General features: G+C 60.4%; 17 protein-coding genes. 11 read left to right on the top strand and 6 right to left on the bottom strand.

Features of this window, described 5'->3' with window-relative positions; translation table 11 throughout:
- The first annotated feature begins 242 nt into the window (after nt 1-242).
- The 4 genes from VSP_RS23970 (at nt 243) to VSP_RS23985 (ending at nt 3,361) form a co-directional block, all read left to right on the top strand.
- Nucleotides 243-656, top strand: a complete 414-nt coding sequence (locus tag VSP_RS23970) for a hypothetical protein (protein WP_009963888.1) — start codon at nt 243-245, stop codon at nt 654-656.
- Between the two features lie 6 nt (nt 657-662).
- Nucleotides 663-926 (top strand): DUF5985 family protein, encoded by a 264-nt coding sequence (locus tag VSP_RS23975; protein ID WP_009963889.1) that lies wholly within the window; start codon nt 663-665, stop codon nt 924-926.
- Between the two features lie 27 nt (nt 927-953).
- Nucleotides 954-1,214 carry a DUF5985 family protein gene (locus VSP_RS23980; RefSeq protein WP_029190713.1) on the top strand — a complete coding sequence of 87 codons (261 nt, stop codon included), beginning with the start codon at nt 954-956 and terminating at the stop codon, nt 1,212-1,214.
- Between the two features lie 332 nt (nt 1,215-1,546).
- Nucleotides 1,547-3,361 (top strand): IS1634-like element ISVsp1 family transposase, encoded by a 1,815-nt coding sequence (locus VSP_RS23985; protein WP_009959415.1) that lies wholly within the window; start codon nt 1,547-1,549, stop codon nt 3,359-3,361.
- Between the two features lie 474 nt (nt 3,362-3,835).
- On the opposite strand, the gene VSP_RS23995 is transcribed toward VSP_RS23985, so the two are convergent.
- Together VSP_RS23995 and VSP_RS37190 are read right to left on the bottom strand one after the other, a co-directional pair.
- Nucleotides 3,836-4,141: a hypothetical protein gene (locus tag VSP_RS23995; RefSeq protein ID WP_157211029.1), complete on the bottom strand. Its 306-nt coding sequence runs from the start codon at nt 4,139-4,141 to the stop codon at nt 3,836-3,838.
- 56 nt (nt 4,142-4,197) lie between these two features.
- Nucleotides 4,198-4,782 carry a GNAT family N-acetyltransferase gene (locus tag VSP_RS37190; RefSeq protein WP_157211030.1) on the bottom strand — a complete coding sequence of 195 codons (585 nt, stop codon included), beginning with the start codon at nt 4,780-4,782 and terminating at the stop codon, nt 4,198-4,200.
- Between the two features lie 539 nt (nt 4,783-5,321).
- Between VSP_RS37190 and VSP_RS24010 the strand changes: the two genes are divergently transcribed.
- The 4 genes from VSP_RS24010 (at nt 5,322) to VSP_RS43670 (ending at nt 8,864) form a co-directional block, all read left to right on the top strand.
- The gene (locus tag VSP_RS24010; protein WP_009963897.1) at nt 5,322-6,662 is read left to right on the top strand and encodes a PQQ-dependent sugar dehydrogenase; all 1,341 of its coding nucleotides are present in this window, start codon (nt 5,322-5,324) and stop codon (nt 6,660-6,662) included.
- Nucleotides 6,663-6,740: 78 nt separating this feature from the next.
- A complete protein-coding gene (locus VSP_RS37195) occupies nt 6,741-7,352 on the top strand; it encodes a sulfocyanin-like copper-binding protein (RefSeq protein ID WP_081452690.1) in 612 nt (203 codons plus the stop codon).
- 37 nt (nt 7,353-7,389) lie between these two features.
- On the top strand, nt 7,390-8,736 hold the full coding sequence (locus VSP_RS24020; RefSeq protein WP_009963899.1) for an OFA family MFS transporter: 1,347 nt from the start codon (nt 7,390-7,392) through the stop codon (nt 8,734-8,736).
- On the top strand, nt 8,733-8,864 hold the full coding sequence (locus VSP_RS43670; RefSeq protein ID WP_009963900.1) for an MFS transporter small subunit: 132 nt from the start codon (nt 8,733-8,735) through the stop codon (nt 8,862-8,864). The genes VSP_RS24020 and VSP_RS43670 overlap by 4 nt, the downstream gene beginning before the upstream one ends.
- 184 nt (nt 8,865-9,048) lie before the next feature.
- Here the strand turns inward: VSP_RS43670 and VSP_RS24030 are convergent, their stop codons facing one another.
- Both VSP_RS24030 and VSP_RS24035 read right to left on the bottom strand, forming a co-directional pair.
- Complete coding sequence (locus VSP_RS24030; RefSeq protein WP_009963901.1) at nt 9,049-9,573, bottom strand: response regulator transcription factor; 525 nt, start codon at nt 9,571-9,573, stop codon at nt 9,049-9,051.
- A gap of 144 nt (nt 9,574-9,717) precedes the next feature.
- The gene (locus VSP_RS24035; RefSeq protein WP_009963902.1) at nt 9,718-10,968 is read right to left on the bottom strand and encodes an ATP-binding protein; all 1,251 of its coding nucleotides are present in this window, start codon (nt 10,966-10,968) and stop codon (nt 9,718-9,720) included.
- 129 nt (nt 10,969-11,097) lie between these two features.
- Here VSP_RS24035 and VSP_RS24040 point away from each other — a divergent pair, with 129 nt between their 5' ends.
- Together VSP_RS24040 and VSP_RS24045 are read left to right on the top strand one after the other, a co-directional pair.
- Nucleotides 11,098-12,624 carry a glycine hydroxymethyltransferase gene (locus tag VSP_RS24040; protein ID WP_009963904.1) on the top strand — a complete coding sequence of 509 codons (1,527 nt, stop codon included), beginning with the start codon at nt 11,098-11,100 and terminating at the stop codon, nt 12,622-12,624.
- Between the two features lie 19 nt (nt 12,625-12,643).
- Nucleotides 12,644-13,312 (top strand): epoxyqueuosine reductase QueH, encoded by a 669-nt coding sequence (locus VSP_RS24045; RefSeq protein WP_009963906.1) that lies wholly within the window; start codon nt 12,644-12,646, stop codon nt 13,310-13,312.
- Between the two features lie 898 nt (nt 13,313-14,210).
- On the opposite strand, the gene VSP_RS24050 is transcribed toward VSP_RS24045, so the two are convergent.
- Both VSP_RS24050 and VSP_RS24055 read right to left on the bottom strand, forming a co-directional pair.
- Nucleotides 14,211-14,654 carry a hypothetical protein gene (locus tag VSP_RS24050; protein ID WP_044133650.1) on the bottom strand — a complete coding sequence of 148 codons (444 nt, stop codon included), beginning with the start codon at nt 14,652-14,654 and terminating at the stop codon, nt 14,211-14,213.
- Nucleotides 14,655-14,780: 126 nt separating this feature from the next.
- Complete coding sequence (locus VSP_RS24055; RefSeq protein WP_009963908.1) at nt 14,781-15,734, bottom strand: LysR family transcriptional regulator; 954 nt, start codon at nt 15,732-15,734, stop codon at nt 14,781-14,783.
- Between the two features lie 120 nt (nt 15,735-15,854).
- Between VSP_RS24055 and VSP_RS24060 the strand changes: the two genes are divergently transcribed.
- Nucleotides 15,855-16,595, top strand: a complete 741-nt coding sequence (locus VSP_RS24060) for a class I SAM-dependent methyltransferase (protein ID WP_009963909.1) — start codon at nt 15,855-15,857, stop codon at nt 16,593-16,595.
- Nucleotides 16,596-16,601: the final 6 nt, after the last annotated feature.

Raw genomic sequence — 16,601 nt, forward strand, 5'->3', positions numbered from 1 at the left:
AGAGGACGAAGAAGCGAACGCGAAAAAACGGAATCGCGCGACGGGCGGCCGCCGCGCTGGCGGAAGAGAGCAAAGCTTTACCCCAATACGGCTGCCGTCGCCCAACACTTTAATTTGCAACACCCACAAAATAAACCCATCCAGTGAGAAACCGGTCTGCGAACCATGGTCCCAACCATCTTCAGACTCGGAGCCACAGACCCATTCACCAACCCCACCCGTTCATCGGACAGCCTATTCACGTGGCAGAAGGAGCACTCACAGACCGCATCCGAAACTTCGTCGAGCACTATGTGTTTGCCGTAGAGCATCTGGAAGTGATGCTCCTCCTGGAGGCGACACCCGAAACGGTCTTCACCGCGGATGAAGTGTACAGCAAGATTCTGAGCTCCCGCGGTTCCATCACCGCGTGGTTGGAGACCATGGTGGAGCATGGTCTGGCTTCGAAAAATGGGGCGGGCGGACAGACACCGACGACCTATCAGTTTGCCCCCCGCACTCCCGAACTGAGGGAATACATGCAGGAACTGGCCCAGGTCTATGGGGCCTACCCAGTGAGGGTCATCGAGGTGATCTACCACCCTGGACGACGCCAGCATTCACAAGACCCCGCTCAATCTTTTGCCAACGCCTTCAAATTTCGCCAGCACCCGTAAACCGCCATGGTGGAGACCGTTTACATCCTCTGCTCGCTGTCGGCTTTTGCCTGCGCCATCCTTCTCTTCCGCGGCTACCGGGAGACCCGCCTCCCTCTGTTGTTATGGAGTGCGCTTTGCTTCACTCTTCTGGCCGCGACGAACGTGGTGCTCATCCTGGACATGATCGTGTACCCCTCCAGAGACCTTTCTCTGCAACGGAACCTCCTGACTGGTGCGGCCATGGCCGTGCAACTCTACGGACTGATCTTCAATTCCCGCTCTTCGTAGCCTCCTTTCGCCCCCGCTCTTCTGACCATGTCCGAAGCTTTTCTTTCAGGAATGATTGCGGCCGCCAGCCTGACCATCGCTGCGTTCTTCTGGCGTTTCTGGCAACGCACAAGAGACCGGCTCTTTCTGTACTTCTGCACCGCCTTCGTGCTCATGATGTTGGAGCGCATCATGCGCACCCTGCTGCATCTGGACGATGAGATGGCCCCGCTGGTGTACGCTGTAAGGCTTGCCTCCTACCTCGCCATCATCGCTGGCATCATCGACAAGAACCGGCGGTTGAGGTGAGGACAGGTTCACGGAAGCTTCACGGCACGGGAGTGAACTTCCAGCCCCTGACCGACCACAGCCCATCAGGACCTCGGAGACAGACGAAGCAAGGCATAGTCCGGCACGAGATTCCGACTGTCCCCTTTGATCTCATCCTCCAAGCTCACCCTGGAGAGTGATTCCCCTGCCTGCCCTACCCCAACTTGGCGGATTCGCGGCCGATTTTGGCATTTTTGGGCCTGCCATCGAGCTGCAACCCTTGATTTTGCGAGGGTCCGTTTCAAAAACGGCTTGTAGTGCAGACCTTGGTGGTTGCACGCGCGTTTTGCTGGCTAACTTCTTGGGCCATCATGTTCCTGCGTTCCACCAAACGGCTCAAGGATGGCAAAGAGCACCTCTACTGGAGCATCGTCGAAAACCGGCGGATCAGTTCCCGGCAGGTGGTCCAGCGGCACGTCCTTTATCTGGGTGAACTCAATGGTCGTCAGGAAGCCTCCTGGCGCAAGACGGTTGAACTCTTCGGCAAAGACCAGAGCGCTCCTCAACAGGTGGCCCTCTTTGCCGAAGATCATGCTCCCGAGCAGGTCGGTGTTGATGAGTTGCCCATTGTGCGTCTGCGCCTTGCGGCCATGCGGCTGGAACGGCCCCGGCAATGGGGGGCCTGCTGGCTGGCCTGCCTGCTCTGGGAGCAGTTGCTCCTGGCTGACTTCTGGCGACCACGTCTGCCGCCCAGTCGTGAGGGCACCCGCTGGGATCTGGTGCTCCAGACCCTGGTGCTCTACCGGCTCATCGAACCGGGCAGCGAATGGCGGCTGCACCGCCACTGGTTTGACCAGACGGCCATTGCCGACCTGCTGGGCGCGGACTTCGCCCTGGCCGAGATCCACCGTCTCTACGAATGCCATGACAAGATCCTGGCCCACAAGCGTGCCTTGTTTGATCATCTCACCGAGCGCTGGCGCGACCTGTTTGGAGCCCGTTATGAGGTGCTGCTGTATGATCTGACCAGCACCTACTTTGAAAGCAACCCGCCGGACAACCCCACCGGTCTGCGCCGCTTTGGTTACAGCCGCGACAAGCGCAGCGACTGCGTGCAGGTGGTCATTGCCCTCATCGTCACCCCCGAAGGCTTCCCGCTGGCCTATGAGGTGCTGCCGGGCAACACCACCGACAAGAGCACCCTCAAGAGCTTCCTGGCCAGGATCGAAGACCAGTACGGCAAGGCCCAACGCATCTGGGTCATGGACCGGGGCATCCCGACTGAAGAGACCCTTGAACAGATGCGGCAGAGCACTCCGCCGGTGAGCTATCTGGTGGGCACGCCCAAAGGACGCTTGAGCAAGCTGGAGGAGTCACTGGCCCGGCAACCCTGGCAGCAGGCCCGCCCCCAGGTGCGCGTCAAACTGCTGCCGCATGAAGGGGAGACTTATGTACTGGCCCAAAGCCAGGACCGTGTGGCCAAGGAACGCTCGATGCGTCGGCGCCGGCTGCGCAAGTATCTGGATGCCCTGGAAGGGTTGCGCAAGCGCAAGCGCCCCCTGCACCGTGATGCGATGTACGAAGCGTTGGGTGCCGCCAAAAAGGAGGCGGGGCGGGATGCGCGCTTTGTCAAGGTCAGCGTGCAGTTGCAGCCAGCAACAGGCAAAGACCAGAGCAAGAGCAAGAGCAAGGGCAAGGGCCGGCAGCGGGCGACTCTGAGCTGGGAGCTGGACCGCAAGCTGTTGCGTGAAGGATGGCGGCGGGAGGGGCGTTACCTGCTGCGCACCAATTTGACGGAGACCGATCCCGCGAAGCTCTGGGAGTATTACCTGCAACTGGTGGAGGTGGAGCAGGCGTTCAAGGAGCTCAAACACGATCTGGGGATCCGGCCGGTGCACCACCAGTTGGACCATCGCATTGAAGCGCACCTCTTCGTGTCGTTCCTGGCGTACTGCCTGCAGGTGACGCTCAAGGCGCGCTTGAGGCTGACGGCCAGCGGGCTGACACCGCGAAGTGTGCTGGAGAAGTTCGCGACGGTGCAGATGCTCGATGTGCATCTGCCCACAACTGATGGAAGGGAGGTGGTGATGAGCCGCCACACGCAGCCTTCAAAGGATCTGCAACTGCTGCTGGACCAGCTCAAGATCACGCTGCCTGAACAGGCCCCGCCCAAAATCACTGGTTGAAGCAGACCCCGGAAGGTCGCGAAATCAAGGGCTGGAGGATCATCAACCCCGGCAATCCGCCAAGTCGGGCTACGGATTTCTCGTGAATGAAAGCCCCTCTGCCTGACCACGGTCCGGACAAGATCATGACACGTTCTCCCAACCGGTACGGCCCGCCATTCCATCGTTCACAAGCCCGCATTATCCGCCGTCCCATAAACCCCACAGCTACGACATATCCGACCGGCCAAAGGGCAAGCAGGCAGATCAAAAGCAGAACAACTGCGGTCCAGTCTGAACTCAAAAGTTCGATCACCCCATGCCCAGCAAGCCAAATCATGAGCGGTGCCCAGGTGATCAACGCCCCCAACATCCAGGCGATAATTATCGGCTCTGCGCAGAATCGATGAAAACAGTAGCGAAGGCGTTGCAGGTTCATAGGAAAGGGGCGCAACACGTACATAGTGGGCACAGAGGAACCTCCACAGGGAGGCTTCAATAAATCTTGGAGCCATTCCTTGCTCGAATAACTTGTCGGACAACCAGCAAGGATACGCCCGAAAAAACTCCCGCCAAAGCAAGTGCCGCCATCGCATTCCACAGCTTCGCCTGCGTTGGATGTTCAGTAAGTCCGCCTCGGCCATCACATGGACAGTTTTCGATCAGCCAAGGGTAGGGAAAACCGTAGGCCTTTGTCGTGCAGTACTCAAAGTAGCCATTCCGGGCATTGCGCTGGGAGCAAACGAGCAACGACCCGGCCAGCAGAGACGTTAGAAAAATGACGAGCGTCGAGGATTTCATGTAAAAAGCCATCCATTGGTCAGTGATCGTCAAATCTCTCATTCACACACTTCGATTCAACCCTTTTTCTCGAATGAAGCTTGCACCAAAAAGCTGGACTCACGATCGGTTGCAAGATGTCCGGTGGATGGTGCTGGCAACGTTATCTGGTAGCGCATCTCTTCCATTCTGGTCCCATTCATCACTTCGTGCTTCACGGCACCATCGTGTTCAAAGCCGATCGCTTCGTAGAAACGCCGCCCAAGATGGTTTCCCGACAACACCCAAAGCGTCACCCGTAAATAGCTGCGCTCTACGGCCGAGTGGAGGGCCGTCGTGCACAGTTTGCGCCCTATCCCCGTTCTCCAAGCTAAAGGGTTCACGTAGATGGCGGCAATCTCTGCCGTGCCCGTGGCACCAGGATCACGCGACGGGATGAGGTGACAAAAGCCCGCGACGCCGCCCTCAAGATCGGCGACATAGAGGTCCCCTTTCGCATCGAGTGAGAATCGTTGCCAGAGAGGAATGCGACTGGCCACATCGAGTCCGTCGAGGACCTCGTCGGGAACAATCCCGCGATAGGCGGCCTGCCAGCCTGCGACCTGGATTTCGGCGATGCCTGTCGCATCGGATGTGTTCGCCCGTCGGATCTCGATCATCATCTGGTGGGGGGTCCACTGCATGATTCCACGAGCCAGAGGCGATGTCCAATGCAACACCGACAAACGCAGCCAAGTCTGCCTTCCTTCGCCGACTCGACAGGGACTCGTCCAACGTTGGGCTGTGGGTAGAGTTCGATACATCCGCAGAGGCTCCCAGCTCTGTAAGCGTTGTGTAGATAGTCCATCTCCAGAGACGCATCGTTCCTGCCCCAGCTCATTTGCTCCACGCGACCAGGCAACAACATACACCCGCCAATTTCGACTTCCCTCTTGAATCTTTGCGCCATCCGAAATTCAAGGCATCCCTCGCACGCTTTGCCTGCGTAAGTCTCTAAAAATCGAGCACCTTGAGGGCTCACCATTTGCCCCTGCACTCTCTTGCTAACCCGGCGACTTTTCGCCCTCCGGCAGAAGAGCCCCGTCATTATTATTCCAGGCTATTGCTGATCCTCAATAAATCTGCAATGCTTATCCAAATAAAAAAGGAGGCACAGCCCAACCTGGTCTGAAAAGCCGCCTTTTTGCCAAATTGCAACATCATGAAAACGCTTCCTCTTGCAGCGCTTGCGCTGGGGCTCACAGCCCCGTTCGCCCTTTCCGCAGAAGTCCAACCGGCGCAACCCGGCGGCAAACTTCCCGGTAATCCCGCCATTCAGCTGGTCAAAGTTGCTGACGGACTCGTAGATCCGGTCCATGTGGCCTCCCCCAAGGACGGCACGGGCCGCCTCTTTGTGTGTGAGCGTCATGGCATCATCCGCATCGTCAACAAGGACGGCAAGCTGCTCGACAAGCCTTTCCTGGACATCCGGGACAAGACCATTAGTTCCTTCCTGGAAGTGGGGTTGTATGCCATTGAGTTTCACCCCAAGTTCAAGGAGAATGGCATTTTTTACATCTCGTATGCCGACCTCTGGTTCAACAGCTCCACGCTGATCACCCAGTACAAGGTCTCTGCCAAGAATCCAGACCGCGCCGATCTGGATAGTGCGAAGGTCATCATGCAGATTGACTTCCCCTACCCCAACCACCACGGTGGCAAGATTGCTTTCGGACCGGATGGCTACCTGTATGTTGGTGTCGGCGATGGCGGATGGGAAGGCGACGTTCTGGACGCGGGGCAGGACAAGAGCACGCTACATGGCAAGATGTTGCGGATTGACCTGTCGAACACCTCACCTGATCGCGCGTACTCGATCCCGAAGGACAACCCCTTCCTGACTCCGCTCCAGCAGATGACTCTGTTCGGCATCTCAGAGAAGCAATTCTCCCAGATCAAACCGAAAGCCCGCCCCGAGATCTGGGCCTATGGCTTGCGGAATCCGTGGACGTTTTCCTTTGACCGCGAAACGGGAGACCTCTACATCGCCGATGTGGGGCAGAACCACTGGGAGGAAATCAACTTCCAGCCCGCCGCGAGCAAGGGGGGTGAAAACTACGGCTGGAGCTTCATGGGCGGCAGTCACACCTTCCCCATTGAAGATGAAGCGACCAACCCTCGCGTGGGCATCCTGCCCGTGGCAGAGTACAGCCATGTGGACCAGGGCATCTGCGTCACCGGCATCGGCGTGTATCGTGGCAAGAAGTATCCCAGCCTGAATGGTATCTACTTTGTCTCCGACTGGGGCAGCGGGAAGATCTGGGGCATGAAACGGGATGATGCCGACAAGTGGCAGATGCAGGAGCTCCTGGATCTGGACACGCCCCTGCGCCCCACCAGTGGTGGGGAAGATGAAGACGGAAATCTCTACATCACCCATGCCACGGCCAACTATGGCGGCCCGGTGGATCCCACGGTGAGCGAGCGTGGAGCGCTTTGGAAAATTGTGGCGGCGGATGATGTGCCCAAGGGTGCCAGCCTGGCTCCGCTACAGAAGAAATAAGGACCCCGGGAGATCCTTGTTCAAACCATTGGCCCTCGCCGTGGCGTGCCCACGGTGAAGGCTGCTCCTTCTCCATCTATGAAAACCAGCCTTGCCGTGCTTTTTCACGGTTTACTCCTCGCACCCATGGCCCTGATCCAGGGCCAGACTCCGCCCCCCGCAGGACATGAGCATCACGCTCCCGCTACCGGGGGCGGACGAAAGATCGAGTTAATCAAAGACATCACCTCCGATGACTTCCTGCGCCTGGGCAAGGAGCCCAAGACGGTGGAGGTCACACTGGTGGCCGTGTACAACGACGACAACTATGGCATGAACTTCAACGGCTATGCCAAAGGGGCAGCCGTGTACACCATTCCGAAGGACTGGAAGGTCCACGTCACCTTCATCAACCCCAGCCCGGTCCCACACAGTTTGATCGTGGTGGAGAAGGACGATGTGAGAAAACTCCAGGTGGCGGAGCCCTACTTCAAAGGTGCCGGCATTGAAAAACACCTTCAGGGCATTGCCTTTGACAAGCGGACCTTTGAGTTCACGCCAGATGAGGCCGGTGAATTCGCATTCGCCTGTGGTTTTCCCGGTCACACCATGAACGGCCACTGGCTTACACTGCTTGTTTCTGACACCGCAGAGAAGCCCACGCTCAAGCTGGGCGAGGAGCCGGTCAGGGACGCAAGCCCTGCCAAATAACCTGCTCTTCTGCGATCCTGAGTCATCTGCTATTTCCATGAACTTTCTCAGCCGCGAAAGCACTGTCGCCCCGCCCGGCTACTCCCGCTGGATGGTGCCGCCTGCCGCCATCGCCGTGCACATGTGCATCGGCCAGGTCTATGGATTCAGCGTCTTCAATGTGCCCTTGACCAAGTTGCTCGGGGGCGATGCTTCCGTGGCTGGGGACTGGACCATTCCGCAGGTGGGTTGGGCCTACCAGATCGCGCTGATCATGCTGGGCCTCTCCGCCGCCGTCTTCGGAAAGTGGGTGGAACGCAACGGCCCCCGCATGACGATGGTGGCCAGTGCAGCCTGCTTCTGCGGCGGGCTCCTGCTGGCGGCCCTGGGGGTGAAGCTGCACCTGCTCTGGCTCGTGCTGTTTGGCTACGGCTTCGTGGGCGGCATCGGCATGGGCCTCGGTTACATTGGCCCCGTATCCACCTTGGTGAAGTGGTTCCCCGACCGCCCCGGCATGGCCACGGGCATGGCCATCATGGGCTTCGGCGGCGGAGCACTCGTGGGCTCACCGCTGGCCACGGAACTGATGGCCCACTTCCGCCCCGTGAGCAGCCAGGGTGTGGCTCCCACCTTCCTCACCATGGCAGCGATCTACGCGGTCTTCATGAGCTTCGGAGCCTGGCTGGTGAAGGTGCCCGCCGCGAACTGGAAGCCTGAGGGCTATGTCCCTCCAGTCAAGGCGCAGACCCTCGTCACCAATGCCAGCGTGGGGGTGGATCAAGCCTGGAAGACTCCCCAATTCTGGCTGCTGTGGATGGTACTGTGTCTGAACGTCAGTGCGGGCATCGGCATCCTGGGGCAAGCCTCGCTCATGTTTCAGGACATGTTTGGCGTCTCTGTCGCAGTGGGAGCTGGCTTCGTAGGCGTGCTGTCCCTCTTCAACATGGGCGGGCGTTTCATCTGGTCCTCCGTCTCCGACCTCACTGGACGCAAGGTGGTATATTGCATCTACTTCTTATTGGGTGCCGCCCTCTATGCCTCGCTCCCATTCGTCCAGAACACCGGGCAGAAGATGGTATTTGTCGCCGTGACTGCGGTGATTATTTCCATGTACGGAGGCGGCTTCGCCACCATCCCGGCTTATCTCCGAGACCTCTTCGGCACCGCCCAGGTGGGGGCCATTCACGGCCGCCTTATCACCGCTTGGTCCGCCGCCGCCGTCATCGGCCCCACTTTGATCAACTACATCTCCACGGCCAACAAGAAGGCCGGCATGCCCGCAGCGGAGGCCTACAACAGCACGCTCTATCTCATGGCCGGATTGCTTCTGCTCGGTTGCTTTTGCAATCTGCTGGTGCGCCCGGTCGATCCCAAACATCATCAACCCACTCCTCCAGCAAAATGAAGCCCTCCCAGATAAAGGTCGTCATCGTCTGGCTGATCGTGGCCATCCCTCTGGGCTGGGGCGTGCTGAAGTCCGTGCAGAAGGCCAGTCCTTTGTTTACTGCCGGACACGAGGCCGATGCCAAATGACCGTTGGCATCCTCTTCACTTCTTCGGTCCCGTATCAACCTCTCCTCCAGTAGCGATAGGCGATGGATTCACTCATCTCAGGTCCAGTCACGGTCCAACTCAACCTGATCTCATCCGTCAGGTTTAAAGTAGTTAGTTGGTGGTCTACTGCTTTACTGAGTCACCGAATTACCGGGTTACCGCCCTACCTTCCCGGCGCATACCGGTTCAGCTTCCGCTGCAGCGATCTGCGATGCACCCCCAGGATGGTGGCAGCCTTGGTGATGTTGCCTTCGCAGTCATGGAGCACGCGCTGGATGTGCTCCCACTCCACGAGATCCAAGGAAGGCACCGTAGCCGGGGCGGCCTCCGCATTGGCGGGGAGGCCCTCAATGGCAGCCACGACTTGGTCAGCGTTGACGGGCTTTGTGAGGTAATCCGCCGCCCCCACTCGCACCGCCTCCAGGGCGGTGGCGATGCTGCCATAGCCTGTCAGCACCAGGAGGCGAGCCCGAGGGGCAATCTGATGAAGAGCCTTCACCGTTTCAATGCCGGACATGCCCGGCATGCGCAGATCCACCACCGCGACATCCGGGGTCTGCTGTCGGGCCATGGTGACAGCGTCCTCCCCAGTGGGAGCCATCTGGCAGGCATAGCCCCGTCGCAAAAGCGCGCGGGAGAGCTGCTCGCGAAATGTCTCGTCGTCATCCACCAGAAGAAGGTTTTTCATCGCGAGGGTCAATCAACGAGTTCCGGGATCAAGATCAAGACCCTTATGCGCGCCGATCTCACGGGGCTCCAGCCAGCGCTTGATACGCGTCAAAATGCCGCAGCCGCCCTCCTGGCGAAAACTCCAACTCCAAAGTCCAAATTCTCAGCCTGTCGCGCCTACCGGAAGGACCAGAACGAAGCGCTCCCCTCCCCCATCTGCCGGGGTGGCCGTGAGATTGCCCCCCATCTGGTGCGCCAGCAAGCGAACGAGATGCAAGCCCAGCCCCATTCCCTGGCCGGGCGACTTGGTGGTGACAAAGGGCTCCCCAAGATGGTGCCGCATGCCTGCGGGCAGACCTGGACCATGATCGCGCACCTCAAACCGGATAGTCCCCGCCTCTGTGGTGGCTGAGATTTCCACAATCGAGGGAACAGATGCCGCCTGCAGGGCATTGCGCACCAGATTGGCCAGCGCCTCGCGAACGGCGTCCTTGGGCAGGAGAACGGTCTGCTTGGGAGCCCAGTGGAACCGCACCCGGGCCCGATCCTCCATTCCCAATGAGGCAGAGAGAGAGCCTTCCAGTTCCTCCAGGGTGAAGGGCTCCCTAGCGCCGGACGTATCCAGGGGGCGAAGACGCTCCAAGATGGCGCGACAGCGCTCCACCTCCTGCCGGATCGTGCGGGACATCTGGACCAGATCGGCGTCTTCGGCCCCCGTCGCCTCCAACTCCAGCTCCAGTTCCCGGCTCACCAGAGCGATGGTGGAGAGCGGGGTGCCCATCTCGTGCGCCGCGCCCGCTGCCAGCGTGGCCACGGCGTGGAACCGACGCTCCTCCTCCAACCGCAGGTGAGCACGTCGGCGTTCATCCGTCTCCGCCTGAAGCTGCCGCAGCAGCCGCTGCACAAAGTGGATGAGCGTCCCGCTGACAAGCACGAAGGACGTGATGCGCCCCACCCCCAGCACCTGACCAGGCAGTGGCCCGCCTTGAATCGTGCGCAACGGGTGATGATGGGTGAAAAGGAACATCATGCACACCAGCCCGAGTCCGAGGAGCAGCCAGGCGGCCACCCGCCCCAGCGTCACGGCGGCCAGCACGGCGTTCACCAGCAAGAAGAGGGCAAACGGATTCTGAGCGCCCCCAGTCCAGTACAGCAATCCTGCGAGCAACAGGGTGTCCCACACCATGACATGGGGTACCGCCGCATTGATCAGCCCGCTGCCCGCCCGGCGCAGGGCCATGAGCAGCCCGTTGGTGAGCACCGTCACCGCCGGAAAAACGAGCACCGCCCCCCAGGGAATGGACACCTCAAACTGGCTCCGCGCGACGAACAGAGCCCCCAACTGCCCCAGCACGGCCACCCAGCGCAGGCGCACCAAGGCATCGGCCGAGAACGAAGAAGGGGCGTAAGTCATGCTATACACCGAGATTCCCGGCCCGGCCAATAAACCCGGCGAATGCCGACCCGCAATAATATGAATTGGCCCTTCGGCGAAGTTCGGCAAGAGTACGTAGCCTCAATCCTATTCCCGTTCACACGATCTATGCCCACCAGCCCGCTCCTCGACTACATCGCCCAGACGCCCGCCGACCAGCTCGACAATGCCACGGTGGCCTACTTGGCCAATCTCACGGAAACTGCCAAGGTGGCCCCGGGTCTCGCGGGCTCGATCGTCCAGGAACTGGCCGACCAGCGCAGCCACCTGAAGCTCATCGCCAGTGAGAACTACTGCTCCCTGGCCACGCAGCTCACCATGGGCAACCTGCTCACGGACAAGTACGCCGAGGGTTTTGTTTTCTCCCGTTTCTATGCCGGCTGTGACAACGTGGACCAGATCGAAGACTACGCCTGCCAGCAGGCGAAGCAGCTTTTTGGCGTGGAGCACGCCTATGTGCAGCCCCACAGCGGTGCGGATGCCAACATGGTCGCCTACTGGGCCATTCTGAGCGCCCGCGTGGTCACCCCGAAACTGGCCGAGATGGGTGAGCCCAATCCGAGCAAGCTGAGCGTGGAAGACTGGAACAAGGTCCGCGCCATCACCGGCAACCAGAAGCTCCTGGGACTGGACTACTACTCAGGCGGCCACCTCACCCACGGCTATCGCCACAACCTCTCCGCACAGATGTTTGAGGCCCACTCCTATGCCGTGGACAAGGCCACCGGCCTCCTGGACTACGATGCGATCGAGAAGCAGGCAGAGGAAATCAAGCCGCTCATCCTTCTCACCGGCTACAGCGCCTACCCGCGCAAGATCAACTTCCGCCGCATGCGTGAGATCGCCGACAAGGTCGGTGCCGTCTTCATGGTGGACATGGCCCACTTCGCCGGCCTCGTGGCCGGTGGCGTGTTCAGTGGCGACTTCAATCCCGCTCCTTTTGCTCACGTTCTGACCACCACCACGCACAAGACCCTGCGCGGCCCCCGTGGCGGCATGGTGATGTGCACCAAGGAATTCGCCGAGTACGTGGACAAGGGCTGCCCCCTTGTGCTGGGCGGTCCCCTGCCCCACGTCATGGCTGCCAAAGGCGTGGCCTTTACCGAGGCCAACCAGCCCGAGTTCAAGGAGTACGCCGCCAAGATCGTGGAGAACTCCCAGGCCCTCGCTGAGGCCCTCGTCGCCGAAGGCATGACCATTCCCACCGGCGGCACGGACAACCACCTCCTGCTCATCGACGTGCGCTCCTTCGGCCTCACCGGCCGCCAGGCAGAGACGGCGGTGCGCCGCTGCGGCATCACCCTGAACCGCAACTCCCTCCCCTTCGACCCCAACGGCCCCTGGTACACCAGCGGTCTTCGTGTCGGCACCCCGGCCATCACCACGCTGGGCATGGGCCCGGCCGAGATGAAGGAGATCGCCGCCGTGCTGAAACTCATCCTCAGCAACACCGAGGCCGACATCGTGAAGGCCGAGGGCAAACCCGACGCCCGCAGCAAGGCCAAGTTCACCATCAAGCCCGAGGCTGAGAAGGAAGCCCAGGACCGCATCCACGCCCTGCTTTCCCGCTTCCCCGTTTATCCGAATCTCGACCTGGGCCTGCTGCAGAAGCACTTTGCCCCGGCCGCGGCCTAGTCCAGACAATCTCCGTTGCATGGAGTTGCAGTTTACAGATCGTGAGAAGCTCCGGCCGCCCATCGAGGGCGGCCGGGTGCTTTTGCACTCCTGCTGCGCCCCCTGCTCCGGAGAGGTCATGGAGGCCATCGCCGCCTCTGGCATTGAGTTTTCGATCTACTTCTACAATCCCAACATCCACCCGCGTGAGGAGTATGAGCTGCGCAAACAGGAGAACATCCGGTTCGCGGAGAAACACTCCATCCCGTTTGTGGATGCGGACTATGACAAGGACAACTGGTTCCAGCGTGTGAAGGGTCTGGAATGGGAGCCCGAGCGGGGAGCCCGCTGCACCGCGTGTTTTGACATGCGTTTCGAGCGGACGGCCCTCTATGCCCACGAGCACGGCTATCCAGTGATCACCAGCTGTCTGGGCATCTCCCGTTGGAAGAACCTGGCTCAGATCAACGACTGCGGCGTCCGCGCCTCCGCCCGCTACCCAGGGATGAAGTACTGGGAGATCAACTGGCGAAAGAAAGGCGGCTCCAGCCGCATGCTGGAGATATCCAAGGAAGAGCGCTTCTACCAGCAGGAATACTGCGGCTGCATCTACTCCCTGCGGGATACGAACAAACACCGCCTGGCCCAGGGCAGGTTAAAGATCGTGCTGGGGGAGAAATACTATGGCCCCGAAAGCACCGGGGAGTAAGGGGGGAATGCGAGATGGCGAAGGCGGAAGGCGGAATGTTTTTTGAAGCGTAAGGACACCACAAGGGCCATGGAATGTTCGGCGAAGCATCCGTCTCAGTTCGTTCGTCACGCCCCACTGACGGGTAACAGGAAGCCCCTGTCCCGGAGGGACGCCAAATCGCCTCAAAATATCACATCAGTCCGCAGTCGATCCACTCATCGGCAAGTAGATGTCTAAGGGCTTGCTCCCGCCAGGCCTCGCGGCAATAGGGCACCCCTTGGGCACTTGGCAGCACTCCACGTGCAAAACATCGCATACCGGGAAGCTAGTGCCTCCTCACGTCGACAACTACGACCGGTGTTGTTGGCCTCATGGCAGAGGGCATCCTCAAACACCCTCTGTCTCCGCGCCCCCCCGATGGCTCCCGCCACAACTCCCACCCACTGGTATTTGATCACCAACCACTCAGCGCCCCTGTAGTTGTTGACGTGAGGATAACGGACCAACCGCGCGCGTTTTTGGGTGGATGCCAAGGAACCAGCCTTGAGGCGACCGCCCCAGATCGAAGCTGATCCCCAGCGGGGATCTCTAACACAGCCCAACGTTGGACGAGCCCTAAGCGAGTCAACGTTGGGTACCCCCAGCAGAGGAGGATCAGGTGGGAAGGCCGACAGCATCCGATTCCTCCCCACCGCCATCAACACCTCCACGTCAGTTGGGCCTGATGTCATGCCCTGACTGACGTTCGCGGCAAGATGCCGCAAACAGCACGCAGGATGCGTGTGCTCCCCGAGCTTCCCGGGCACAGGCCATCTGAAGCCTGTCAGTCTATGCTTCCCCCCAGTTTCCTTGGCAGGCACTAGCTGAAGCGTCTGCAAGCTACTCCTTCAAGCCTTCCGTCGCCAGCAGCCCCTGCTCAGCCCTCCTGCGGCCGGTCCACCATGAGCGACTTCCGCACTTCCTGCAGACAGCGGATCCACACCCCACTGCTCAGCGGGACGTAGTAGCTCTTGCCATCAGAGCGGGTCACGATGTCAAAAATGTTGCTGGGCTGCTGCACGAGCTCATCATAGATCCCGCTGAGAAAGACGCCCTCCACGGTTTTAGGAAACTTCGCACGATACTCCAGGTCAGAAGCTTCTTTGATAGCCTCATCAATCACAATGACCAGGGATGAAAGCGGCAGGCCCACTCCGCTTTTGTTGGCCTCTGCCAGAGCCTCGCCAAGCAGAACCCCCAGCTTGCGGATGACCGGACCCAGATCGCGTCGGGACACAGGACGAGCCTCTTCCTCCATCACATCCTTGTCGGACTTCACGGCGGCGGGAGCCAGGGAATGGAGGTGTCTGTCGGAGCTCACGGGAGTGGGGGTTTGAGGCGGAGCGGAGGTGCCACAAAGACCCGGAGAGGGTCGTGGGAGGGACAACTCCATGTGCCTGGACTGTCCGAATTGTACCAGCACCGTGCCGAAAGTTGAACTTCACCGTTACCTGCGGGAGCCGGGAGGACAGGGGTCGGACGACTCGACAAGCAGGCTCAGAAATTCCTTTATGGTACTGGGCGGGGAACCGCTGCGCCGACAGGCAAAAGCATGCTGTAGCCTTGGGACCGGCCGGGACAATTTTAAAAACACCACGCCATGGGTGATGATGCGCCCCGCCCCCTCCGGCACCAGAGTGATGCCGCTTCCCACGGCGACCATGGCCAGGATGGCGGTGACGCGTTCCGACTCCTGAACGATCCGCACCGGGCCCAAGCCGGTCTGCGCACAGAGCCCGGCAAACTGCTGACGGAAAGCCGGCGCAGCCTCCCGGGAAACCATGACCCAAGGCTGACCACGGAGAGCCTTCCACGAAACTCCCGTGCGCGCCCCTGCCGCAGCCCCCGCAGCGAGGGGATGCCCCTCAGGCACCCCGAGGAGCAACTCCTCCTCCCGCCACAGGATGAGTTCCAGCTCCCTCGGGACCTTCTGGGGGCGTGCCCCAATGAATCCACCATCCAGCTCGTCAGATAGAATAGCCTCCACCTGGTCAGCGGGTGCCAGATCGGTGACTTCCAAGTGACACTTTGGGTGGGTCTCCCGGAACTTCTGGAACAGTCGAACAAGAGGCTCATCCAGCAAGGCCCCGACGAATGCCAGACGGAGCCGTTCCGTCACCCCCTCTCTGGCGAGTCGCAAACTCGCGGCTGCCCGATCCAGCATGACCAGGGCCGCACGGGCATCCTCCAGATACCGGCGACCCGGCTCAGTGAGTGAGACCGAGTGAGTGTCCCGCTCCAGCAGCCGGCAACCCACTCTCCCCTCCAGCGCCTGAATGTGCCGCGTGAGGGGCGGCTGGGACAGCCCTAGACTCCGGGCCGCACGGGAGAAGTTCAAATGCTCTGCCACCGCCACGAAGCACTCCAGCTCCCGCATTTCCGGCCGTTCCAACCTCGTCATACGCAGATAGTATCACCATGATAGAGTCATAGCAATTCCACATCACAAGATGCGGTGCAGCATACCAGTGGGCATTGGATACCCCCCTTGAACCGCCCCCCCTCTCCACTCCTTCCTTCCATGCATCCTCACCCCTCATCCCCCACCCCACTGGCAGAAAAATCCACCCTGGAGGAGATCCGCAACCGCTTTGATCATGATGTGGAGCGGTTCAGCAGGCTGGAAACCGGCCAGCAGGCCACGGTGGATGCACCGCTGGTGCTGGAGCTGATTGCAAAGGTGGCGGGCAGTCACCTGCAGACAGGTGATTCCCTGTTGGATCTGGGTTGCGGAGCGGGGAATATGACGTTGCGCATCATGCAGGAGACGGGCCCTCTGCACTGCCATCTGGTGGACTTGAGCCAGCCCATGCTGACCCGGGCGCTGGACCGCGCCACGGCAGCGAACGCCGCCAGCGTGCACCCCACCCAAGCAGACTTGCGAACGCTGGAGTTCGAGGCATTACAATTCGATGCGGTGGTGGCTGGCGCAGTGTTGCATCATTTGCGAGACGACGCAGACTGGGAACACGTGTTCCGCCAAATCCGCCGGTGGCTGAAGCCAGGCGGACGCCTGTATGTGGCCGACCTCATCACCTTTGACGACCCCACCATCCAGAGAATCATGTGGGACCGCTACGGCGAACACCTCACCGGTCTGGGCGGCACAGGTTACCGGGACAAGGTCTTCGCCTACATCGACAAGGAGGACACTCCAAGATCCCTGCCCTATCAGTTGAACCTGTGCCGCAAGGCGGGGTTCACCTCATGGGAGGTGCTGCACCGCAACGGCGTCTTCGCCTGCTATTTGGCAGAAGTGTAGCGCATC

This window comes from Verrucomicrobium spinosum DSM 4136 = JCM 18804, from assembly GCF_000172155.1.
Classification (GTDB): Bacteria; Verrucomicrobiota; Verrucomicrobiia; order Verrucomicrobiales; family Verrucomicrobiaceae; genus Verrucomicrobium; species Verrucomicrobium spinosum.